Raw genomic sequence first — 21,054 nt, 5'->3', positions numbered from 1 at the left:
CGAGGCGCGGTCAGCGAGGCTGCTGCGCCGGCAGCGGCACGTCGGCGGCCGGCTCGGCGCGGCGCGGGGCCGGCCGAACGAACTGTCGACGTTGATCCTGCGTCAGCCCGAAGAACCACGTGAGCACGAAGGCCGACGCGTAGGCCGTCGCTGTGGCGAGGCAATAGACCGCGACGCTGCGGCCCAATCCCATGGGCCCGGTGACGAGCGGGATCAGCATCAGGTTGGCGGGGCCGATCGTGGTCGCCCCGACGAAATCGCCGTGACTGGCGAAGTACCCGAGTACCAGCGCGCCGATTCCGCCGCCGATCGACGACGTGACGAGCGGACGCCCGAGCGGCAGCGTGACGCTGTACAGCAGCGGTTCGGATACGCCCAGCATGCAGGTCGGCAAGGTGTCCCGGATCCGCTGTTTGAGGCCCGCATCCTTGACGCGGAAGTAGAGCGCGAAGGCGGCGCCGGCCTGCCCGCACCCCGACATCGCGAGAATCGGGAACAGCGCGGTGAAGCCGTATTGCGCGATGAGTTGCGCATGAATCGGGATCAGTGCCTGATGCAGGCCGAACATCAGGAGACCGACGAACGACGCGGCGAGGACGAACGCGGCTGGCATGCCGCCGACATTCAGCAGGCGCGTGGTAATCAGGCTGACGCCGTTCGTCAGCACGTCGGCGACCGGCATGAGCACGAACAGCGTGGCGGCGCCGGCGACGAGCAGCGACACCGTTGGTGTCACCAGCGTCTCGATCGCGGGCGGGATGCGCGTGCGCAGGTTGCGCTCGACCAGCGCGACCAGCACGCCGGCCAGCAACGCCCCCATCAGTCCGCCCTGGCCGGGCCGCAGCGCGATTTCGCCGAGCAGCGGCAGGGTGAATGCGTGGAGCTTGGTGACGGCCGGCACGATCATCACGCTTGCGGCCGCGCCGCCGAGGCTCGGCGTGCCGTCGAACTCGCGCGCCGCATTCATGCCCACCTGGATGACCAGGAATGCGAAGAAGGCCGTGCCGATCGTCGATGCGACGGTGGCGAGAAAGGTCAGATCGCTTGCGCTATCGGGGGGCGAATGCCTGGCCCAGAGCAGCAACAGGCCGCCGAGCGCGTTGATCAGCCCCGCGCCGACCAGCGCCGGGATCAGCGGCGTGAAGATCGCGGCGATGCGGCGCAGGAATCCGCGCACGGCGTGGTTGCCGCGTTTGACGGGCGACGGCTGCTTCGCGGCAGGCACGTCGTCGCTCGTCAGCGCGTTGCTCGCAGCGCGTTCGCTCAATGCCTGCGCGAACGCGCTCCATACCTGCTTGACCGCGCCCGGGCCGATGACGACCTGCAGCGGATCGCCGGTCACCACGCCGAGCACGCCCGGCAGTTGCCGCAACGCGGCCGGGTCCGCGAGCGCGGGATCGACGAGATTGACGCGCAGTCGCGTCATGCAATGCGTGTGGTTCCGCACGTTTTGCGTGCCGCCGATTGCATCGAGAATCGCGTGGGCCAGTTCCCTGAATCGCTCTGCCGTCTCCGCCGCCATGCCTTGCTCCTGTGGAATGCCGAACCGCCTCGGTCGGGAGGCGGGTAGGTTGAGTTGAATCGTTGACGGATTGGAACGGACCAATACATTTATTGGTTGGCAATAGGTAGTTTTTTAGAAGCTGTCCACGGATTGGGTGGTTAGCTTTTCTGTTCTGGAGATAACGTGCGCAGGATCGCTGGATGGGCCGGAAATTTATCGAAAAACCCATATGTATCAATGGATATTGGCCGATTTGTGGATCAGGTCGATCGGCGGGCGTCACCGCATGGTTACAAAAATCGGTATCGCCGCAATTTACAACCAATGCCAGACCAATTATGATCGGCAGCATTTCTCGTCCAACCTGTGGAGTCTGAGCATGCCGCTGGATCGTCTGATTACCGAGCAGCCCAACGTCTTCAGCGCCAACCTCGATCAACTGAGCATCGAAGAGGGCGTGGCATTGATGAATCGCGAGGATGCGTTCATTGCGCCGTGCGTGGCGCGCTCGCTGCCGTCCATCGCGGCAGGCGTACGGGCGGTCTCGCAAGCGCTTCGCGCGGGCGGCCGGCTCGTCTACATCGGCGCGGGCAACAGCGGCCGGATCGGTTACCTCGATGCGCTGGAGTGTCAGCCGACTTTCGGCATGTCGCCGCAAGAGGTCGTGGGCATCGTCGCGGGCGGTTTCATCGGCATGTCCGAAGGCGTCGAGGATTCCGCGGAACGCGGGCAGGCGGATCTGGAAGGCATCGCGCTCAGGCGCGAGGACGTGGTCGTCGGGTTGTCTGCGAGCGGTCGCACGCCCTATGTGATCGGCGCGCTGCGCCATGCGCGGCGAATCGGCTGTTCGACCGTGTCGGTCGCCTGCAATAGCGGGAGCGAGGTCGGCGCCGTTGCCGATGTCGCGATCGAGGTGGACTGCGGCCCGGAGATCCTGGCCGGGTCCACGCGCCTGAAGGCGGGGACTGTGCAGAAGATGGTCTGTAACATGCTGTCGACGCTCTCCATGGTCGCGCTCGGCAAGACCTATGGCAACCTGATGGTCGATCTGCAGGTGCACAATCACAAACTTCAACTGCGTGCGCAATCGATTGTCGCGCAGGCGGCAGGCGTCGCGCCGGACGTCGCTGCACGGACGCTGGCGGAAGCCGGCAACCGTCCGCGGATCGCCATACTGATGCTGCTGGCCGGTTTGAGCTGCGGCGAAGCCGAGGCGTTGTCGGTGGAGCATGGCGGATCGATTCACCGCGCGCTGCAGGCGCGCAAGCCGTCCTGACGCAGTGCGTCGCCCCGTGGCGCATTTTTCAATCCTGACCATTTCTAGTGTATCGATGACGGAACGCAGCCTGGATGACCTTCCTCCACCCGACGTGCAACCCGAAGCGCGCCTGTTCAGCGCGTCGCAGGTAGCCGAACTGCATACGCCTTCGTCGAGCGGCGCGAGGACGCCGGTTGCGTCGCGCGTCGCCCGGATGCTGCGCGCGACCATCGTCGACGGCGCGATGAAAACCGGCGAAAGCTTTCCGCCCGAACGGGAGCTCGCGGCGTTGCTCCAGGTGTCGCGCGACACGGTGCGGCGCGCGATCGAAGAACTGATCCGCCAGGGCCTCGTCGAAGCGCGTCAGGGCGCGGGGACGTTCGTCGCCGCGCGCGTCGAGCAACCGTTGACCGAGATCACCAGTTTCTCGGACGACATGCTCCGCCGTGGCTTTCGTCCGGGGTCCCACTGGGTCAAGCGCGAATTGCGCCGCCCGACACCGGAGGAGTCGCTCGCACTGGGGCTCGCACCGGATTCGGTCGTCATGCATCTCGAACGGGTCAGAACGGCGGACGCCGTACCCATGGCAATCGAACGTGCGGTGCTGGCGGCCGAACTGCTGGGTGGCAACCTGGAGTTCGGCGACTCGCTGTACGACGCGTTGAATGCCGTCGGCGTTTGCCCGGTCAGGGCGCTGCAGCGGCTGCGCGCGGAACTGGCGTCCGGGCTCGACGCGGAACTGCTCGGCATCCGGAGCGGCGATCCGGTGCTGCACATCGAACGCCGGTCGTTCTCGGTCGAAGGGCGGCCGCTCGAGCTGACGCGGTCGTTTTACCGAGGGGATCGTTACGATTATCTCGCCGTGATGGGCAAAGGGTGATGGACTGGGTGGCGACGGGTACGGCCGCGCCGTAGCCGGCACCCAGGCCGGCCGTCGCCGCAATCGTGCCCGCGGCATGCGCTCGATTCGCGATCGGCAGCGCATCGGTCGCCTCCCGCGATATCAACGCGGCGAACGCAGGTCGCAGTGTGCGGCGACGGCACTGATCCCCGCCCGCGCGGAGCCGGCCGAGGTCAGCGCACGGGCTCTGCCGAGGCCAGCAAACTGCGCAGGAACACCATGATCATGTGGCCGATCGGCACCTCGGACAGGATCGACTGCTGCAGCGACAGGCCTTGCGAGAGGCCCATGAACGATATGGCCAGCACGACCGGCGGTTCGGGCGGCACTTTCTTCAGCCGCGCGAAAATCTGTTCGATGCAGTAAGCGAGGCCATCGCGATGGGTGTCCAGCAGCGCCTGCGATGCCGCTGCAAAAGCGGGGTTGCGTCGCCCCTGAAGCTTGAACTCGACGCCCAGCACCGACCACTCGGGCTCGGCATCGACGGTCCGCGACCAGATTTCCAGCGCATTCAATATGTCGTCCGCCGAAGCGGACGGGTCGCCCAGCGCCCGCGCGATGTCGGCCACTTGCGTCCTTGAACGCTCCCGCATCAGTTCGATGAACAGTTCATCCTTGCTCGCGAAATTCGAATAGAACGCGCCCTGCGTGTAGCCGGCCTCGGCCGCGATATCCCTGAGCGACGTGGCGCCGAAACCGCGGTCGACGAACAGCCGCTTCGCAGCCGCGAGCAAATGCGCGCGGGTCTGCAATCGACTTTCTTCGCGGCTCAACCGCGGGGGAGGGGCGCCGTATTCATGGCCGGAAGGATATCAGTTGATATTTGGGATAGATACCATTACGATCGCATTTCAAATATCACTTGATATGTAAAATGCGGCGCGCGATTGTGCGCCGGAATGTTCATGGTAGGGCCGGCTCCGGGTGGACGATCGTCGCGGCATGGGGCCGTCGGTGCGGCGTCAAGGGGCTGCGGATGGTTGCGCCCATGGTGTCGGGTCATCCGGTGTATGGGGTTGGCCGCTTGCCGGCCAGATGAATGCCGCCCTCGCGGGGCGACATGAAACAGTTTGTTAGCCATGCGAATCATGTCGATTCCCATGCGGATGCGGGGCAGGAAGCAGAAGATGAGTGCGAGCAAGACCTATGCGCAGCTCGTTGTCGAGCTGGCCGAACTGGACGAGGAAATCGAGCGTGCACGCGCGCGTGAGCGCATCGATGCGATCGAGAAGGTTCATTCGTTGATGGACACCTATGCGATCAAGCATCGCGACCTGGTCGGCCGGAACGGCCGCCGAGGCGCGTACATGGTGAAAGTCCTGCCGGCGCGGTATCGCGATCCGGTGAGCGGGAAGGAATGGAGCGGGCGCGGTAACGCTCCGCTGTGGATCCGGGGCAAGGATCGCCGTCAGTTCGTCATATGCAAGCCCCCATCGGCCGGCAAGAAAGCCAGGTCAAATTGACGAAGCACGACGGGCGCGCGGCATGACTGCCGGCGCGCGTTGAGCTAAGGCGATATCGGTCTGGACTGCGCGTGTCCCGGCGGCGTCAGCACCACGAGCAGCGTGGCGCCGTCCGGCGCCACGTAGGCATGCGGCCGATGCGACGAAAACAGCGCGCTTTCGCCGGTGCGCAACCGCGTCGGCTCATCGTGCTCGAAGTGCAGTTCCAGTTCGCCGGACAGCACGTAGCAGAATTCGTCGCCCTCGTGGCCGGCGAGTCCGCCGGCATCGTCCACCGTGCGTGCGTCGACCTGCATGCGCAGCGTAATCATCCCGGCCGAGCTGTCACGGTGCAGCAGCGCGTACTCGTAAGGGATGTTCGCGATTCGCGTCGTGACGATGTCTTGCGCGTGGCACACGCTCAGCGAATGGCGGTGGCGCAACTGGTTGGTCAGCACGTCGCGCCAGTCGAAACCCATGCCTTCGATGATTCGGTGCAGTACGCCGAAGGTCGGCGACATCTTGTTCGTCTCGATGCGCGAGAACGTCGCCGCAGGCACGCCGGTCAGCCGGCTTGCCTCGTTCAGCGTGAGATCGCGCGACTGGCGCAGCGCGCGTAACCGCTGCCCGATCTGGTCGGCGGGAACCTGCAGCCGCTCGCGGCGCGGCGGCTTGATCGGCAGCGCGGAAAGAATCGACGAGACGCGGGTTTTCTTGCTCATTACCGTTCACCGGGGAGAATGTTTTTACTGATATGTAATAAAAATATACAGCATTGCCGCAACCCCGGGCGTTGAAATGCGAAGCGCTTGTCGTTGCCGAGTATCGAGGCGTACACTGCCGTGGTGTCGACATGACGAAAGCGGGACATCTTCGATGTCTCGTTTTTTTGCTACCTGTATTTACGGATATGTAAATACAGGTGCATGCACGACGCGTCTTGCTCCGGCCGTCGGGACACGAAGCTCCGCAGAAACAGCGATGGAGACGAGCGAAGCGGCGTGATTTCACGGCCATAAATTTACGTATCAGTAATTTTTGAAGGAGTGGTCATGAGTGTGAAAAACGATCGGATGGATGGCGCGTACCGCGCGGAAGGCTGGGTGCAATGGCCCGGCGAGCCCGAACTGAGTTTCCAGTTCGCGCGCACGCTCGGCGGTGCGCAGGAAGGCGCGAGCCTGATCAGCGAGTGTTTTCGCGCGGCGTCGCGGATGACGCCCGGCGATACCGAGAGCTGGTATCGCGAATGGCAGGTGCTCGCGACGACGAGCGAGCAGCGCGCGCTGGACGCACTCGAGCGCGGTTTCCTGCGCACCGCGAGCAGCAACTGGCTGCGCGCGGCCAACTACTACCGGTCGTCGGAGTTCTACCTCGCGCACGATGACGCGCGGCGGCGCGATACCTTCGACAGCGTCGAGCGCTGCTCGCATCGCTATCTTGAAGGGCTGACGCCGGCCGGCGAGGTCGTGCGAATCCCGTACGAAGGCGGTGCGCACCTCGATGCGTATTTCCTCCCGTGCGCAGGCAACGGCGTGCGTTCGCCGACCGTGATCGCGTTCGGCGGGCTCGACGAGTACAAGGACGAACTGCTCCACGAGATGCCCAAGCACGCGCTCACGCGCGGCATGTCGCTGCTGCTGGTGGACCTGCCCGGGCAAGGCGGGACGCTGCGCCGTCAGAAGATCGTGAACCGCGCCGATACCGAAGTGCCGGTCGGTGCATGCGTCGATTACCTGCTCACGCGCCACGACGTCGATCCCGGCCGGATCGCGCTGTACGGCGCCAGCGTCGGCGGGGTTTATGCGGCGCGCGCGGCGTCGTTCGAGAAGCGCGTCGTCGCGGTGGTGTCGGATTCGGTGATGTTCGACATGTCGACGTTGTTCGCGGAATGGCTCGATACGCCGGACCGGCTCATCTGGCGTCACCTGAAATGGGTGTTCGGCTGCACGACGCCGGAGGGCGTGGTCGCCAAGGCGCGGGACTTCCGGCTCGCCGACGTGATCGAGCGGATCTCGGTGCCCTATCTGGTGCTGCAGGGCACCGAGGACTGGCTGGGGTTGAAAACGGCGACCGATACCTACGAGTACGCGAAGGCGCATGGGGTCGACGCGACGCTCAAGCTGTTCGATCCCGACGAAACGGGCGCCGCACACTGTCAGATCGACAACCCGACGCTGGGGCAGGAGTTCATCTGCGACTGGCTGGCGGCGCGACTCGGCATCGATCAGCGCGAGGTCCGGCAGCGCACGCAGGCATTGGCCTGAGCGGCAGCGCGTATCGGCGCGGGAGGCCGGCTCGCCGCGGCGGGTCGGCCTCCCGGCGCCGGCCGTCGTCGACCGTAGCGCCGGCCGGTGCTGCGGCGGACCGAACCGCTGGCCGCCGCCTGCGTTTATCCGCGGCCCACGAAAGGCATCGCGGTCGCCATGATCGTCATCGTCAGGATGTTCGTGTCCAGCGGAAGGCTGGCCATCTGGACGATTGCGTTCGCGACGTGCGCGACGTCCATGCGCGCTTCGGGCGCGAGGCTGCCGTCCGCTTGCGGCACGCCTTGCGTCATCCGTTCCGTGAGCGACGTCGCCGCGTTGCCGATGTCGATCTGGCCGCAGGCGATGTTGTATGCGCGGCCGTCCAGCGCCAGCGATTTCGTGATCCCGGTCACAGCGTGCTTGGTGGCCGTGTACGCGATCGTGTCGGGGCGCGGCGCGTGCGCCGAGATCGAGCCGTTGTTGATGATCCGGCCGCCCTGCGGCGTTTGCGCTTTCATCAGCCGCCACGCGGCCCGCGCACACAGAAAGACGCCGGTCAGGTTCGTCGCGACGACGTCGTTCCACACGCCGAAGTCGTATTCGTCGAGGGGAACGGCGGGGGCGTTGCGTCCGGCATTGTTGAACAGGACGTCCAGCCGGCCGAACTGCTGCGTGATCTGCGCGAACGCGCGATCGACCGATGCTTCGTCGGTGACGTCGGCAGGAAATACGTGCGCGTTGCCGCCGGCGATGCGGATCGCCTCCTGCGTTTCGCGTAACGATTCTTCCCGGCGTCCGATCAGCGCGACGGTGAATCCGGCGCCGGCGAGCGCGATGGCCGCCGCCCGGCCGATGCCGGTTCCGGCGCCCGTGACGGCTGCGAATTTCTGCGAGACAGACATGGCTTGATTTCCTGCTGGTTGAATGGGAGGCGAGGCGGCCGGTGACGGGCGTCATCGCCGCTTCGGCAATGTAGTCGAAATGCGCGTTGCGCATGTTCAGGTACGGATCGTACAGCGTGCCTGCATCCCGCGATGTTGTCGGGCGGTTGGGCGGCTAGCGTGTCGCGTTGTTCGACGCGGGCGGCAGCAGATCGATCCGGCTTCGCGTCAGGCACCGCGGCCAGGTAGCCGCTACGCCGTTGTGTCCGACGATGACGAAGTTCGTGAATGCGCGATCGGACACGAGCATCTGGCCTTTGCCGATGTGTTCGCCGATAAAGGTGATCGCGAGCTCGATCGGCAGAAAATCGCCGATCGTGCGCCGGACGTGGATCAGGACGTCCGCGGCGCCAATCGTCGAGAGCATGTTCCGAAGCAGGTCGCGATCCACGCTGCCGCTCGAAAGCAGATGTATCCACTCGCACTGGACGAGATCGACATCGGGGCGATGCTTGAGATAGAGCGAATGCACGCGTCTGGGGTTCATGGGCTCAGGTACCCGTGTTTGCGATAACCGCGACTATTGCTTCCGCCCGGGCGCGGTCTTCCGCACCCGCGCGCCGGTGTCCGCGAACAGGTCGACCACCACGCCGCGCAACCACCGGTTGCCTTCGTCCTGATTGACCCGCGTATGCCAGAGCATATGAATCGGCGCGCCCGGCAGCGGGACGGGCAACGCGCGCCAGCCGAGCGAGAACGGCGCGGCGAGTTGCAGCGCGAGATGCTCCGGCACGGTCGCGATCAGGTCGGTGCGCTGCAGGATGTAGCCCACGCTCATGAAATGCGGCACCGTCAGCCGCACCTGGCGTTTCACGCGGCGCCGTCTCAGCCATTCGTCCACCTGCCCGTGGCCGGTGCCGGCCGACACCACGACCAGGTGCCCGGCATTGCACCACGCATCGACCGTCAGCGGCGCGTCCTCGAGCGGATGCCCGCGCCTGAACAGGCACACGTAACGCTGATCGAACAGCCGGCGCTGATAGAACCCGCCCTTGAGTTGCGGCAGCAGGCCGATCGCGAGATCGACGCGGCCGTCGGCCATTTCGTCGCTCAGGTTGACGCTCGTGTCGCGAACGGTATTGAGCGCGATGCCCGGCGCCGCTTGCGACAGGTGTTCGAGCAGCGCGGGCAGGAACACGACTTCGCCGATATCGGTCATGCCGATCGTCAGCGTGCGCGTGGCGCGCAGCGGATCGAAACCGGTCTCGGGATTGAGCGCGGCATGCAGCGTCGCGAGCGCATGCGAAACGGGTTCCGCGAGCCGCAGCGCGAACGGCGTCGGCACCACGCCGCCCGGCCCGCGCACGAACAGCGGATCGCCGAGCCGGCGGCGCAGCTTCGCGAGCGCATTGCTGACGCCCGGCTGGCTCATGTTCATCTGCTCGGCGACGCTCGATACGCGCCGCTCCTGCATCAGCCGCTGGAAAAGCAGCAGCAGGTTGAGGTCGATATCGCTCAGTTCCATGGGTTTCGCATCGTCGCGCTCATTGCATCGGGTGATGAAGCAGATTCATTTCATTTTATTGCGGGATGAATGTCCACTCCTGAAACTACCGATACGGCGCACGCATTCGACACGCGCGCTGCGCGGGCCGCGGCCCCCACACCTGAATATCGGAGACACCTTCATCATGCAGACGAACCTGAAGATTGCGATCGTCGGCGCCGGAATCGGCGGCCTGACGCTCGCGCTCGCGCTGCGCGAGCACGGCATCGACGCGCAGCTCTACGAGCAGACCGACGCATTGCGCGAAGTCGGCGCGGCCGTCGCGCTGTCGGCCAATGCGACGCGCTTCTACGAGCGCATGGGGTTGCGCGATGCGTTCGACGCGGTTTGCGCGGACATCCCGGGCCTCGTCTATCGCGACGGGCGCAGTGGCGCGGTGATCGGCCATCATCGCGGCGAGCCCGACTATCGCCGGCAATTCGGCGGCGCGTACTGGGGCGTGCATCGCGCGGATCTGCAGGCCGTGCTGTCGAAAGCGGTGGGCCTCGACTGCATCCATCTCGGCCACCGGCTGATCGATCTCGCGCAGCATCTCGATCGCGTCACGCTCGCGTTCGACAACGGCGCGCGCATCGAAGCCGATCTCGTGATCGGCGCGGACGGCGCGCGTTCGATCACGCGGCGCTGGATGCTCGGCTACGACGATGCACTGTATTCGGGCTGCTCGGGTTTTCGCGGCGTGGTGCCGGCCGACCGCATGGACCTGTTGCCCGATCCTGACACGATCCAGTTCTGGGTCGGGCCGCACGGGCATTTGCTGCACTATCCGATCGGCGACGACGGCGACCAGAATTTCCTGCTGGTCGAGCGTCACCCGTCGCCGTGGCCGTCGCGCGACTGGGTCATGCCGTCGGAAGAGGGCGAGCAACTGCGCCTGTTCGGCGACTGGCATCCGGCGGTGGTGCAGATGATCACCGCGGTGCCGATCAGCCAGCGCTGGGGGCTGTTCCATCGTCCGCCGCTCGGCCGCTGGAGCCGCGGGCGCGTGACGCTGATCGGCGATGCCGCGCATGCGCTGGTGCCGCACCACGGGCAGGGCGCGAACCAGTCGATCGAGGATGCGGTGGTATTGGCGGCGCAACTGGCGAAGGCCGGGCCGCGCAACTGGCGCGAAGCGCAGGAAGGCTACGAGCGTCTGCGTCGCGGCCGCACGCGCAAGGTGCAGTACGCGTCGATCTCCGCGGCCGACGTGCTGCACCTGCCCGACGGGCCGGCCGCGCAGGCGCGCAATGCGCGTCTTGCCGAGCGCGGCAGCGTGCTGCATCACCTGGACTGGATTCACGATTTCGATGCGCTCGCCGACGAGCCGGACGAGCGTCAGGGCGGCACGTGGCTTTGAATCTCGTAGCGGCCGGACCGTAGGCTTCGCGCGTTTATGCCGACGGAATCATTCGTTGCGCAGCATCGACGAAAACAATCGTGCGCCCGCTCGGGTGCCCCGTCACTTCACGCATTCGAGCGCGTACTTCAATCCCTGCCCGAGCAGCCCGCGCCACACGTCCCACGTATGCCCGCCGTCGACGATGCGCAGCTCGGCCGGGTTCTGCGCGCGGCGCAGGTGGGTGTACAGCACACTCGATTCCGCCTGGATCGTCAGGTCGTCGTCGCCGGCCGCGATGAACATCGGCACGCGCCAGCTGCGCGCGAAATAACCGCGCATCAGCGCCGGGTAGTTGAGCTCGTGCCACACGCGCGAGTCGAACTGCCGCTCGCCGAACACGCCGACATAGCGCGCGGCGGAATTGAGCGGCGGCTCGTTCGCATAGATCGCGGGGCTCAGCAGCATCGCGCCGCAGAACAGCCCCGGTTCGAGCAGCGAGAAGCGCAGCGCGCCGAAGCCGCCCATCGATACGCCGCCGATCGCGCGGCCGGCGCGCTGGTTCGACACCGCGAAGTGCGCTTCGACTTCGGGCAGCAGGTCGTTGAGGAACGCGCTCTGCATCTTCTCCTTGCGGTCGACGTACCAGTCGGTGCCGCCCTGCGGCATCACGATCACGACCGGCGGAATCTCGCGGCGCTCGATCAGCGTGTCGGCGGTAGCCTGCAGCCGGCCTTGCGTGACCCAGTCGTTCGCGTTGCCGGCATTGCCGTGCAGCAGGTACATCACCGGGTAGCGCGCGCCTTCCGGGTTGTAGCCGGGCGGCAGGTAGACCGTGTACGACCAGTCGCGCTTCAGCGACGCCGAGCGGAACGCGCGCAGCACGATGCTGCTGCCCGGATTGACGGAAGCCTCCTGGGCGGGCGGCGCGGCCTGGACGACCGCCGGCGGAGACGACGCGGGCGATACCGTCGGCGCGGCCGGCGTGGCACGGGCGGTGGTGATGGAGCCGGCGATCAGGGCGACGGCGAACGGAAGGGCGAGTCGGCGCATGGCGAAACGTTTCAGGAGAGGCGCCGGCTATCGTAGCAGCGGCGCATGACGGCGCGGCGCGTCATCGCCGCGAACGGAACGGCAGCCGCGCGACGAGCGGCCCGTAAAGTTTGGCAACGAGATACAGCAGGCCTATCGCGACGACGTCGGCGGCCAGGCCGAGCGGCACGTTGAGATAGCCTTCGGTCGCCTGGTAGAGCACCGAATCGACCGCGAGCGAGATGCCGGTGCCGGCGACGAAGCACAGCAGCCCCTGCCGGCCGATCGTGCCGATCCACGGCATCGCGTGCGCGACTTTCTTCATCCAGCCCAGGTGCACGAGCTTGGCCGCGAGCCACGCGATCGCGAGGAAGTTCGCGAGCCGCAGCGCGCCGAGGTTCTGTTTGATCGACGGATCGGTCGGGAACGGCTCGATGCGCAGCCGGTAGTAAGCGCCGGCCGCGACGATCGCGAGCGAGACCGCCGTCAGCAGCCAGCCCTGCGGCTTGGGCGCGAGCGTCTGGTAGACGGGCTGGCAGCGCGCGATCACGCCGAGCACGAACAGGAACTGCCACGCGAACGGATTGAAGTCCCACGGCGCGCCTTCGACGGTCGGCAGGAAGCGCGCGACGTGCGGCGCCGCGTACCAGAGCGACCCGCTGAATGCGAGCATCAGCCACGGCTGCGTGCGCGCGAGCGGTAACGCGAGCGGGACGAGCAGCGCGAAGAACGCGTACATCGGCAGCACCGACGCGAGGTACGGCTGGCGGCGGAACAGCAGGATGTCGCGCAGCGCGGCGAGCGGCTTGTGGAGCAGGCCGTCGAGGTCGTTGGTCGGCATGTTCGGGCCGTCGATCGCGAGCGCGTTCAGCGCGGCCGTGATCAGCAGCATCAGGCCGGCCGTCACGAGGAACGCGCGGTAGATCTCGAACGCGCGCCGGATGAAGCGCTGGCGCGCGGCGGCTTCGTCGTGCCGCTCGGCGAGCGAGTTGTACGCGATCGCGGTCGCGAAGCCGCCGAGGAACACGAATACCTCGGCCGCGTCGCACAGCGCGTACGCGTGCAGCGTCACGCGCGACAGGATGCTGCCGCCGATGTGGTCGACGACGATGACGAGCAGCACGAGGCCGCGGAAGAAATCGAGTTCGGCGTAACGGCCGGCCCGGGCAGGCGCGGTCATCGGGCCGCCACCCGGCGCGGGGCGCGTGCGCGGCCGGCACATGCCGCGCAGGAATCGGGGTGAAGCATGACTTCGTGGAGAAATGGCGAACGGATGCGCATTGTGCCACCGATGCGACGCCGGCCGGGTTTACGCGGATGGCGGGCCGGCCCGCCGCTGCCGATAAGCCCGGTCAGGCAGTCTGCGCAACGGGGCAGTTGGGAGAGCGCAACGCTTTGCGCGCGGTTTCGATACCCCGATGGACGGACGGTTTGCGACGTGACACCATTTTGATTCCACGCGGCCGCACACCGCGTCGTCCGCCCTGCGGGCCACACATACAACAGACCAAACATTCGCCGGGCGCTCGGCCTGCCCGGCCCCCGGCTCCGGAGATCCGTCATGAAGAAGCACGTCATTTTTGCCGCTGCGCTGGCCGCTTTCGCCGCGCCGGCCTTTGCCCAGAACAGCGTGACGCTGTACGGCCTGATCGACGAAGGCTTCAATTACACGAACAACGTCAACGTCAATGGGGTCGGAAAAACGAATTACCAGCTCGCGAGCGGGTATGCGCAGGGCAGCCGCTGGGGCCTGAAGGGCAGCGAGGATCTCGGCGGCGGGCTCAAGGCGATCTTCACGCTGGAAAACGGTTTTGACGTGAACAACGGCCGGCTCGGCCAGGGCGGCCGCATGTTCGGCCGCCAGGCGTTCGTCGGGCTCTCCGCGCCGCGCTTCGGCACGTTGACCTTCGGCCGCCAGTACGACTCGGTCGTCGACTACCTCGCGCCGCTGACCGCGAACGGCAATTGGGGCGGCACGCTGTTCTCGCACCCGTTCGACAACGACAACACGGACAACTCGTTCCGCGTCAACAACACGGTCAAGTACGCGAGCCCCGACTGGAACGGGCTGACCTTCGGCGGCACGTACAGCTTCAGCAACAGCACGGGCTTCTCGAACAATCGCCAGTACAGCATCGGCGCGCAGTATTCGCTGGCCGGGCTGCAGGTCGCGGCCGCCTACCTGCAGGCGAACAATCCGGGCGTCGGCAGCGCGGGCGCGATCGCGGCCGACGATGCGAACTTCGTCGCCGATCGCCTGCGCATCTTCGGCGGCGGGATCAACTACACGTTCGGCCCGGCCACGGTCGGTTTCGTCTATACGAAGACGGACGTGAAGAATCCGGTGTCGACCGTCTACCTGCCGGCTTCGACGTTCGCCGGCCTCGGGCTGACCGCGACGAAGTTCCAGAACTTCGAAATCAACGGCAAGTACCAGCTCACGCCCGATTTCTATCTCGGCGCGCAGTACGTGTACACGGACGGCAAGTTCGATGCCGCCGCCGGCTCGTTCAAGCCGAAGTACCACACGGTCGGCCTGATGGCCGACTACAGCCTGTCCAAGCGCACCGACGTCTATCTGCAGGGCGCATGGCAGAAGGTCGCCGGCGACAAGACCGGCACGGCCGCCGACGGCGGCTACGTCGTCGGGACGGACGGCCCGTCGTCGTCGTCGAACCAGTTCGCGGTGCGCGCCGCGATCCGCCACAAGTTCTGAGCGCGGCCGCCGGGGCTGCGCGCCCCGGCGTTCGCTGCCGTCAGTCCGCCCGGTGCGTGCCGCCGAGCGTTGCCGCGAGCCAGTCGACGAAGATCCGCACGCGCGGCGCAAGATGCCGGCCGTACGGGAACACCACCGACACGGGCAGCGGCGCTGCATTCCATTCGGGCAGCACTTCGACCAGCGAGCCGTCGGCGAGCAGCGGTGCGAGCCCGTCGCGCGGCACCTGGACCATCCCGAGGCCGGCCAGGCAGCACGCGAGATACGCCTGCGAGCTGTTGACCGACACGACGCTGTGCATCTTCACCGCGTGCAGCTCGCCCGAATCCATGTCCGCAAATTCCCAGTCCAGTTCGCGGCCCGTGCGGCTCGAGAAATAGCCGACCGCGACGTGGTCGGGTAATTCGTCGGGCGAGCGCGGCGTGCCGTGGCGCGCGAGATACGCGGGCGACGCGCAGTTGATCTGCGTCATCTCGCCGATGCGCCGCGCGACGAGCGACGTGTCGGACAGCACGCCGACCCGCACCGCGCAATCGATGCCGTCCGCGACGAGATCGACGAAGCGGTCGGTCGTGCTGATCGCGACGCGCAGGTCGGGGTAGCGCGCGTGGAAATCAGGCAGCGCGGGAATCACCTGGTTCACCGCGAAGCGTTCGGGCAGATCGACGCGGATCACGCCGCGCGGCGACGCGGCGGCGTCCTCGAACAGCGTTTCCACATCGTCGAGATCGGCCAGCAATCGCACGCAGCGCTCGTAATAGGTCGCGCCCTCGGCCGTCAGCGCGACGCGCCGCGTCGTGCGCTGCAACAGGCGGATCTTCAGGTGCTTTTCCAGATACTGGACGGCGTTGCTGACCGTCGGACGCGGCAGTTGCAACTGCTCGGCCGCTTTCGTGAAGCTGCCGAGATGGGCGACGCGCGCGAAGATGCGCATTGCTTGCAGATGGTCCATGCGGGGCGAGGGGCGGGCTGATTGGGACAGGCTCCATTGTTAATCAGCGTCGAATGGTTTGGTGGAGCGTTTCGCGTTTATCGCATGCTGCGATGCGCCCAGAATCCGGTCCATTCACTCACCACTTGAAGGAAACGGACATGGACACGCGTCAACTGGGCCGCACGGGCCCGCAGGTTTCGGCGATCGCGCTCGGCTGCATGGGGATGTCGGATTTCTACGGGCCGGCCGACCGCGACGAAAGCATCGCGACGCTGCACGCGGCGCTCGACCACGGGATCACGATGCTCGACACCGGCGATTTCTACGGAATGGGCGACAACGAGATGCTGATCCGCGACGCGCTGCGCGGCCGTGCGCGCGACCAGGTGCTGATCAGCGTGAAGTTCGGCGCGCTGCGCGATCCGGTCGGCGGGTTTGCCGGCTACGACGCGCGGCCCGACGCGATCCGGAACTTCGTCGCGTATTCGCTGAAGCGGCTCGGCACCGACTACATCGACATCTACCGGCCGTCGCGCGTCGATCCGGCGGTGCCGATCGAGGAGACGGTCGGCGCGATCGCCGATCTCGTGAAGGCCGGCTACGTGCGCCACATCGGCCTGTCGGAAGCCAGCGCCGACACGATCCGCCGCGCGGCGGCCGTCGCGCCGATCTCCGACCTGCAGATCGAGTATTCGCTGCTGTCGCGCGGCATCGAGGCGGAGATCCTGCCCGCGTGCCGCGAACTCGGCATCGGCGTGACGGCCTATGGCGTGCTGTCGCGCGGGTTGCTGGGCGGGCGCTGGAACACCGCTCGGCAGGGCGAGCGCGATTTCCGCGCGGCGAGCCCGCGCTTCCAGGGCGAGAACCTCACGCACAACCTCGCGCTCGTCGATGCGCTGCGGACGATCGCCGACGAGAAGGGCAGCAATCCGGCCCAGGTCGCGATTGCGTGGGCATTGTCGCGCGGCGGCGACATCGTGCCGCTGATCGGCGCGCGCAAGCGCACGCAGCTCCAGGACGCATTGCAGGCCCCTGAGTTGCAACTAACGGTCAATGACATCGCTCGCATCGAAGCGGCGGTTCCCGCCGGGGCGGCTGCCGGCGAGCGTTATCCGGCCGCGCAGATGGCGCACCTCGACAGCGAGCAGGCGAGGGGGTGATTCACGGGGCCTGACCGGCTGCTCTGCGCGGCCCGCCCGGCGGCCCCGAGCCAGCCTCAGGCAAAGCCAGATGGCGGGCGGCGCGGCGGCGGTTCACCATCGGCGCCTTGTTCAACCGGACGGAACGCCGCCATGCAAATTCATACGCTGACGATCATCGTGCTGGTTTTCCTGCTGGCCGGCGCGGTCAAGGGATGATCGGGCTCGGGTTGCCGACGATCGCGATGGGGCTGCTCACGCTCGCGATGCCGCCGTCGGCCGCGGCGAGCCTGCTGCTCGTGCCGTCGTTCATCACCAATGTGTGGCAGTTGTGGCTCGGTCCGTCGTTCGGGCCGCTGCTGCGCCGGCTGTGGCCGCTGCTCGCCGGTCTCACGATCGGCACGCTGACGGGCGGGCTGCCCGCGCTCGCGGCCGGCAGCACGTGGACGCATGCGGCGCTCGGCGTGGTGCTGATCATCTACGGGCTGTGGGGGCTGGCCGCCGCGCGCCTGCCTGCGCCGGGCCGCCACGAACAATGGCTGTCGGCCGTGATCGGCTACCTGACGGGTGTCGTGACGGCCGCGACCGGTGTGTTCGTCGTGCCGGCCGTGCCGTATCTGCAGGCATTGCGGCTGTCGAAGGACGACCTGATCCAGGCGCTCGGGCTGTCGTTCACTGCGTCGACGATCGCGCTCGGCTTGCAGTTGCGCGTGACGGGCGCGCTGCAGACGGTCGATCTCGGCGTGTCGGCGCTCGCGCTCGTGCCGGCGCTGGCGGGGATGGCCGGCGGGCAATACGCGCGGCGCGTGATGAGCGAGAAGGCGTTCAAGCGCTGTTTCTTCGTCGGGCTGATTGCGCTCGGCGCCTACATGGCGGCTTCGGGGTGGCTGTGAGCGGGCATCGCCGGTGCGCGTGATGCGTGCGCGCGGCGATGCCCGCCACCCTGCACGATTCCGAAGCCGGTAGCCGGCTTCGGGCATGCTCGCAGGACGGCAGCCGCGTCGATCAGGCCGGATCGGCGTACTTCAGCGTCCACCCGAACGTGCGGTTCGTGCCCGCGCCGAGCGCAAACGGCTTCGTCGTGCAGGCGAAGTTCGAATGCAACTGGCCGATCGGCGTCGTCGACAGCGGGTTCGTCGCGCCGTTCACCGTGTCGAAGGCCGACAGCGCGCAGTTGTCGAACCCGGACGCCGCATAGCCGGTCGCGGTGCTGTTCGCGTACGTCACCGACACGCCGTTGGCCTGCGTGGACGCGAAATCCGCGAACGACGTGAAGTCCGTCTCGACCGACAGGTTGCCGCTGAGCGTGGCCGTGCTCAGCGTATCGCTGCGCGCGATCGAGCCGTGCGCGAACGTCAGCACCGTATGCACCTGCAGGTCGAGATCCGTCGTGTACGCCGCATTCTTCGACGCGAGCCGGAACTTCGCCGTATCGAACGACACGATCACCTGGCCGTTGGCCTGCTGCACGTTCAGGTTCTTGTAGTACGTGACGGGAATGTAGGTTTTCCCGTTGTACGACACCTGCGGAATCAGCAGCGCGTAGCCGAGATCGGTCGTGCCGTAGGTCAGCTTGTCGGAAGCCGGCACCGGGTAGTACGGCGTGAACGAGTTGTAGTCGGGCGCCTGGCTCAGGTTCAGGTTGATCACGCGCCGTCCGTCGCGCACGGTGACCAGCGCCGCGCTGTACGGATGCGCGGCGTCGTTCGGCTGGTTGTACCAGGTGAGCGTGTAGCGCGGCAGCGCGTCGAGCCACGCGTTGTAGTCCGTATCGGCCATCGGCGCCTTGCCGCCGAAGCCGAGCTTGTTCCACCATGCGTTCACGTACAGGTACTGGTGCAGCAGGCTGAAGTTCTCGCCCATCACGCGCGGCTTGCCGCGATACGCGTCCGTGCCGCGGCCCTTGACCCACATGTTCACCGACGGCGTCGGCAGCGACGGGTCGTACCAGAAGGTGTCGAAGCGATGCGCGGCCTTGGCGATGAACGTGTACGCGATCTGCTTCTCCTGATCGGACAGCACGCCGGCATTGGCGGCCGCGGTCAGCACTTCCATGAACGCGGAATCGCCGTACGGGCCGATCGAGCGGCCGTAGTTGAAGCCTTCGCCGTCGCCGTTCAGCTGCTGCAGGATCAGGTCGACGGACTTGCGCAGATACCCCTTCAGTTCCGGCGTGAGATTCGCCTCGTTGCCCATCTCGAGCGTGCGCTCGGTGACTTCGCCGATCAGCAGCGTGCTGTAGCGGTCGAAGCGCGCCTGGTCGTAATAGGTCGTGTGCGTGTTCGACGCTTCGTCGGAGAACCCGCCCGACGAATCCTTCCGGATGTGGTTGGTCAGCGTGTACAGCAGCGCGTCGCGCGCGCCCATCGTCGCGACGGCCGGATCGGTCGCCGACGCGAACGACGGATTGCTCCAGCCGAGTTTCTGCCGCAGCCCGGCGATCCCGTAGGACACCGCATAGTAGTTCTGCGCGGTGTTCAGCGACGCGATGTCGATCGGCGTGCCGGCGGCCGGGCACGTGTCGACCTTGCCGCTCGCGTCGGGGCCGAACATGTCGCAGAACCGGAGCCGCTGCTGCAGCGTCGCGAGCATCGCGTCGCTGAAGACTTCGTTGAGCATCCCGTGCGCCTGCAGGTTGTTCAGCGCGACGAGATAGTAGTACTCGCCCCACGACGTATTCGCGTACGTGTAGTTGCTGCCCGACTGCGCCATCATCGCGGTCGTGATCTTCTGGTACGTCGCGAGGTAGCTTGCGTATTGCGGGTCGCCTTTCGACTTCATGTCGATCAGGATGTACGACAGGCCGAGCGCGAGCTTGCCTGGCAGGAATTTGTCGCCGGTGTTCGTGTCGAGCACGTGAACCGGCGTGCCGTCGCCGAGATCCATCACGACCTGCGTGAAGTCGGGCGACTTCCGGATCAGGTCGAACAGCGCGCGCATCTGGCCCATCATCGTGATCGGCGTGTCCGTCCCGGCCGGTACGCTGGTGTCGGCCGCGCCGTAGACGAGCGCCTGCAGCGAGGTGGCCGCCAGCGCGGAAGCGGGGGGCGACGTCGGTGTCGAGCCCGACGGCGGGGTGGACGAAGACGGCGGATCGGTGATGTCGTTGCCACCGCAGGCGCTGACGAACACGACGGAAAGGGCGCTGAGCGCGGCGCCGAGCGCGAATCTGCTGCGCGGATGCATTGTGTCTCCAGTTTTGAATAGTGATGTGGAACGGGCGGGTGTGGCCGTTGCCGCGCTCGATGCCCGTACCTGGGCTCCGCCTCGTAACCCTGATCCCTGAAGGCGGATGGCCCGAATCACAACTCGAGCGGGCAAGCGTTCTCCCTGCGCGGGCCGTGGACGGCGTCGCGCCGATGCATTGGAAAACGTTTTCCAAATTTAGGCATCGAACGGCCCGGTGTCAATGAACTTTCACGCTGGATGCGCCGGTAGAAACCCGAATAGTGGGAACGAAGGAGGGAAGCGATGAGGCCGAAATGACGTGATATTCGCCGGGAATTTTTACGTCTTCCGGTGAGGTGCTGCGTCGAATGCCGGCGTGAAAGCGGAAGGAGGAAAAGCTGTCTCGCTACGTGCTCTCTATGAACTTTGAGAGAAAACGTTATCCATAAGAGTTGAGGCGAGTCGAAGCGGATATCGACCCGCCGATCGCAACCGGCGCCTGGCGACGCCAACGAGCCTTAAAGCTGCGCCTCGATCGCCGCCTTGTCGATCACCGACCAGACCTGGCGGATCTTGCCGTCGTGAAACTCGTAGAACACGTTCTCGGCGAACGTGACCTTCCTGCCGTCGACGGCGAGCCCCATGAACGTTCCTTTCGGCGAACAGGCGAAGCGCAATCGGCACGCGACGCGCGGCGGCTCACAAGCGAGCAGCCGGATGTCGAAATGGAGGTCGGGTATGTCGCGGTAGTCCTGTTCCAGCATCGCGCGGTAACCGGCCAGGCCGAGCGGCCGGTCGTTGTGGATCACGTCGTCGGCGACGTACCGGCCGAGCGCTGGCCAGTCCTGCCGGTTCAGGCAGTCGATATACGCGCGGTAGCGGGCGGCGAGATCGATGTCGGTCATGGTCGTGCCTCCGGGTGTCGATGGAATGGGGCGAATGTCGCGC

The 21,054-nt window shown here is 66.5% G+C and carries 18 protein-coding genes and 2 pseudogenes; 8 read left to right on the top strand and 12 right to left on the bottom strand.

What is annotated here, in order from left to right; all coding sequences use genetic code 11:
- Window positions 1-10: 10 nt before the first annotated feature.
- Window positions 11-1,426 (bottom strand): PTS transporter subunit EIIC, encoded by a 1,416-nt coding sequence (locus tag BBJ41_RS22415; RefSeq protein ID WP_236872146.1) that lies wholly within the window; start codon window positions 1,424-1,426, stop codon window positions 11-13.
- Window positions 1,427-1,522 (bottom strand): annotated as a pseudogene (locus BBJ41_RS41620) (hypothetical protein); the annotation flags it as partial.
- Window positions 1,523-1,733: 211 nt separating this feature from the next.
- Here BBJ41_RS41620 and murQ point away from each other — a divergent pair.
- Both murQ and BBJ41_RS22405 read left to right on the top strand, forming a co-directional pair.
- Window positions 1,734-2,780, top strand: coding sequence for an N-acetylmuramic acid 6-phosphate etherase (gene murQ, locus BBJ41_RS22410; protein ID WP_236872127.1), 1,047 nt, complete (start codon window positions 1,734-1,736; stop codon window positions 2,778-2,780).
- The gene (locus tag BBJ41_RS22405; RefSeq protein ID WP_236872126.1) at window positions 2,734-3,642 is read left to right on the top strand and encodes a GntR family transcriptional regulator; all 909 of its coding nucleotides are present in this window, start codon (window positions 2,734-2,736) and stop codon (window positions 3,640-3,642) included. The genes murQ and BBJ41_RS22405 overlap by 47 nt, the downstream gene beginning before the upstream one ends.
- Before the next feature lie 194 nt (window positions 3,643-3,836).
- Here BBJ41_RS22405 and BBJ41_RS22400 read toward each other — a convergent pair whose 3' ends face one another.
- On the bottom strand, window positions 3,837-4,415 hold the full coding sequence (locus BBJ41_RS22400) for a TetR/AcrR family transcriptional regulator (RefSeq protein WP_236872125.1): 579 nt from the start codon (window positions 4,413-4,415) through the stop codon (window positions 3,837-3,839).
- 348 nt (window positions 4,416-4,763) lie between these two features.
- On the opposite strand from BBJ41_RS22400, the gene BBJ41_RS22395 reads away from it, so the two are divergent.
- Window positions 4,764-5,126 carry an H-NS histone family protein gene (locus BBJ41_RS22395; protein ID WP_236872124.1) on the top strand — a complete coding sequence of 121 codons (363 nt, stop codon included), beginning with the start codon at window positions 4,764-4,766 and terminating at the stop codon, window positions 5,124-5,126.
- Between the two features lie 44 nt (window positions 5,127-5,170).
- Here BBJ41_RS22395 and BBJ41_RS22390 read toward each other — a convergent pair whose 3' ends face one another.
- Window positions 5,171-5,827: a helix-turn-helix domain-containing protein gene (locus BBJ41_RS22390; RefSeq protein WP_069748486.1), complete on the bottom strand. Its 657-nt coding sequence runs from the start codon at window positions 5,825-5,827 to the stop codon at window positions 5,171-5,173.
- Between the two features lie 330 nt (window positions 5,828-6,157).
- Between BBJ41_RS22390 and BBJ41_RS22385 the strand changes: the two genes are divergently transcribed.
- On the top strand, window positions 6,158-7,369 hold the full coding sequence (locus BBJ41_RS22385) for an alpha/beta hydrolase family protein (protein WP_156814844.1): 1,212 nt from the start codon (window positions 6,158-6,160) through the stop codon (window positions 7,367-7,369).
- A gap of 125 nt (window positions 7,370-7,494) precedes the next feature.
- On the opposite strand, the gene BBJ41_RS22380 is transcribed toward BBJ41_RS22385, so the two are convergent.
- The 3 genes from BBJ41_RS22380 to BBJ41_RS22370 form a co-directional block, all read right to left on the bottom strand.
- Window positions 7,495-8,253, bottom strand: a complete 759-nt coding sequence (locus BBJ41_RS22380; protein WP_069748485.1) for an SDR family oxidoreductase — start codon at window positions 8,251-8,253, stop codon at window positions 7,495-7,497.
- 154 nt (window positions 8,254-8,407) lie between these two features.
- On the bottom strand, window positions 8,408-8,779 hold the full coding sequence (locus BBJ41_RS22375) for a hypothetical protein (RefSeq protein WP_156814843.1): 372 nt from the start codon (window positions 8,777-8,779) through the stop codon (window positions 8,408-8,410).
- Between the two features lie 33 nt (window positions 8,780-8,812).
- Window positions 8,813-9,757, bottom strand: a complete 945-nt coding sequence (locus tag BBJ41_RS22370) for a LysR family transcriptional regulator (protein WP_069748483.1) — start codon at window positions 9,755-9,757, stop codon at window positions 8,813-8,815.
- Between the two features lie 166 nt (window positions 9,758-9,923).
- Between BBJ41_RS22370 and BBJ41_RS22365 the strand changes: the two genes are divergently transcribed.
- Window positions 9,924-11,138 carry an FAD-dependent monooxygenase gene (locus tag BBJ41_RS22365; protein WP_069748482.1) on the top strand — a complete coding sequence of 405 codons (1,215 nt, stop codon included), beginning with the start codon at window positions 9,924-9,926 and terminating at the stop codon, window positions 11,136-11,138.
- A 102-nt stretch (window positions 11,139-11,240) separates the two neighbouring features.
- Here BBJ41_RS22365 and BBJ41_RS22360 read toward each other — a convergent pair whose 3' ends face one another.
- Window positions 11,241-12,170, bottom strand: a complete 930-nt coding sequence (locus BBJ41_RS22360; RefSeq protein WP_069748481.1) for an alpha/beta hydrolase — start codon at window positions 12,168-12,170, stop codon at window positions 11,241-11,243.
- A 61-nt stretch (window positions 12,171-12,231) separates the two neighbouring features.
- A complete protein-coding gene (locus BBJ41_RS22355; protein WP_069750317.1) occupies window positions 12,232-13,329 on the bottom strand; it encodes an OpgC domain-containing protein in 1,098 nt (365 codons plus the stop codon).
- Window positions 13,330-13,710: 381 nt separating this feature from the next.
- Between BBJ41_RS22355 and BBJ41_RS22350 the strand changes: the two genes are divergently transcribed.
- Complete coding sequence (locus tag BBJ41_RS22350; RefSeq protein ID WP_069748480.1) at window positions 13,711-14,865, top strand: porin; 1,155 nt, start codon at window positions 13,711-13,713, stop codon at window positions 14,863-14,865.
- 40 nt (window positions 14,866-14,905) lie between these two features.
- Here the strand turns inward: BBJ41_RS22350 and BBJ41_RS22345 are convergent, their stop codons facing one another.
- The gene (locus BBJ41_RS22345; RefSeq protein ID WP_069748479.1) at window positions 14,906-15,817 is read right to left on the bottom strand and encodes a LysR family transcriptional regulator; all 912 of its coding nucleotides are present in this window, start codon (window positions 15,815-15,817) and stop codon (window positions 14,906-14,908) included.
- A 140-nt stretch (window positions 15,818-15,957) separates the two neighbouring features.
- Here BBJ41_RS22345 and BBJ41_RS22340 point away from each other — a divergent pair, with 140 nt between their 5' ends.
- Together BBJ41_RS22340 and BBJ41_RS22335 are read left to right on the top strand one after the other, a co-directional pair.
- Window positions 15,958-16,959: an aldo/keto reductase gene (locus tag BBJ41_RS22340; protein WP_069748478.1), complete on the top strand. Its 1,002-nt coding sequence runs from the start codon at window positions 15,958-15,960 to the stop codon at window positions 16,957-16,959.
- Window positions 16,960-17,091: 132 nt separating this feature from the next.
- Window positions 17,092-17,831 (top strand): annotated as a pseudogene (locus tag BBJ41_RS22335) (sulfite exporter TauE/SafE family protein).
- A 112-nt stretch (window positions 17,832-17,943) separates the two neighbouring features.
- Here BBJ41_RS22335 and BBJ41_RS22330 read toward each other — a convergent pair.
- Entirely contained in the window at window positions 17,944-20,124 is a 2,181-nt protein-coding gene (locus BBJ41_RS22330; protein ID WP_069748477.1) for a hypothetical protein, read from the bottom strand.
- A gap of 500 nt (window positions 20,125-20,624) precedes the next feature.
- Complete coding sequence (locus BBJ41_RS22325; protein ID WP_069748476.1) at window positions 20,625-21,011, bottom strand: ester cyclase; 387 nt, start codon at window positions 21,009-21,011, stop codon at window positions 20,625-20,627.
- Window positions 21,012-21,054: the final 43 nt, after the last annotated feature.

It is taken from the genome of Burkholderia stabilis (assembly GCF_001742165.1).
Taxonomy (GTDB): Bacteria; Pseudomonadota; Gammaproteobacteria; order Burkholderiales; family Burkholderiaceae; genus Burkholderia; species Burkholderia stabilis.
Note: the sequence above shows the minus strand (reverse complement) of the source record. Positions and strands in the feature narration are given on the sequence as shown.

Bases quoted from the DNA above. Each gene is read 5' to 3' on its own strand.
- BBJ41_RS22405 (WP_236872126.1), top strand. From the start codon at position 2,734: ATGGCGGATCGATTCACCGCGCGCTGCAGGCGCGCAAGCCGTCCTGAC.
- BBJ41_RS22355 (WP_069750317.1), bottom strand. From the start codon at position 13,329: ATGACCGCGCCTGCCCGGGCCGGCCGTTACGCCGAACTCGATTTCTTC.
- BBJ41_RS22330 (WP_069748477.1), bottom strand. From the start codon at position 20,124: ATGCATCCGCGCAGCAGATTCGCGCTCGGCGCCGCGCTCAGCGCCCTT.
- BBJ41_RS22385 (WP_156814844.1), top strand. From the start codon at position 6,158: ATGAGTGTGAAAAACGATCGGATGGATGGCGCGTACCGCGCGGAAGGC.
- BBJ41_RS22395 (WP_236872124.1), top strand. From the start codon at position 4,764: ATGCGGATGCGGGGCAGGAAGCAGAAGATGAGTGCGAGCAAGACCTAT.
- BBJ41_RS22365 (WP_069748482.1), top strand. From the start codon at position 9,924: ATGCAGACGAACCTGAAGATTGCGATCGTCGGCGCCGGAATCGGCGGC.
- BBJ41_RS22340 (WP_069748478.1), top strand. From the start codon at position 15,958: ATGGACACGCGTCAACTGGGCCGCACGGGCCCGCAGGTTTCGGCGATC.
- BBJ41_RS22380 (WP_069748485.1), bottom strand. From the start codon at position 8,253: ATGTCTGTCTCGCAGAAATTCGCAGCCGTCACGGGCGCCGGAACCGGC.
- BBJ41_RS22390 (WP_069748486.1), bottom strand. From the start codon at position 5,827: ATGAGCAAGAAAACCCGCGTCTCGTCGATTCTTTCCGCGCTGCCGATC.
- BBJ41_RS22325 (WP_069748476.1), bottom strand. From the start codon at position 21,011: ATGACCGACATCGATCTCGCCGCCCGCTACCGCGCGTATATCGACTGC.
- BBJ41_RS22345 (WP_069748479.1), bottom strand. From the start codon at position 15,817: ATGGACCATCTGCAAGCAATGCGCATCTTCGCGCGCGTCGCCCATCTC.
- BBJ41_RS22350 (WP_069748480.1), top strand. From the start codon at position 13,711: ATGAAGAAGCACGTCATTTTTGCCGCTGCGCTGGCCGCTTTCGCCGCG.
- BBJ41_RS22375 (WP_156814843.1), bottom strand. From the start codon at position 8,779: ATGAACCCCAGACGCGTGCATTCGCTCTATCTCAAGCATCGCCCCGAT.
- BBJ41_RS22415 (WP_236872146.1), bottom strand. From the start codon at position 1,426: ATGACGCGACTGCGCGTCAATCTCGTCGATCCCGCGCTCGCGGACCCG.
- BBJ41_RS22370 (WP_069748483.1), bottom strand. From the start codon at position 9,757: ATGGAACTGAGCGATATCGACCTCAACCTGCTGCTGCTTTTCCAGCGG.
- murQ (WP_236872127.1), top strand. From the start codon at position 1,734: ATGTATCAATGGATATTGGCCGATTTGTGGATCAGGTCGATCGGCGGG.
- BBJ41_RS22360 (WP_069748481.1), bottom strand. From the start codon at position 12,170: ATGCGCCGACTCGCCCTTCCGTTCGCCGTCGCCCTGATCGCCGGCTCC.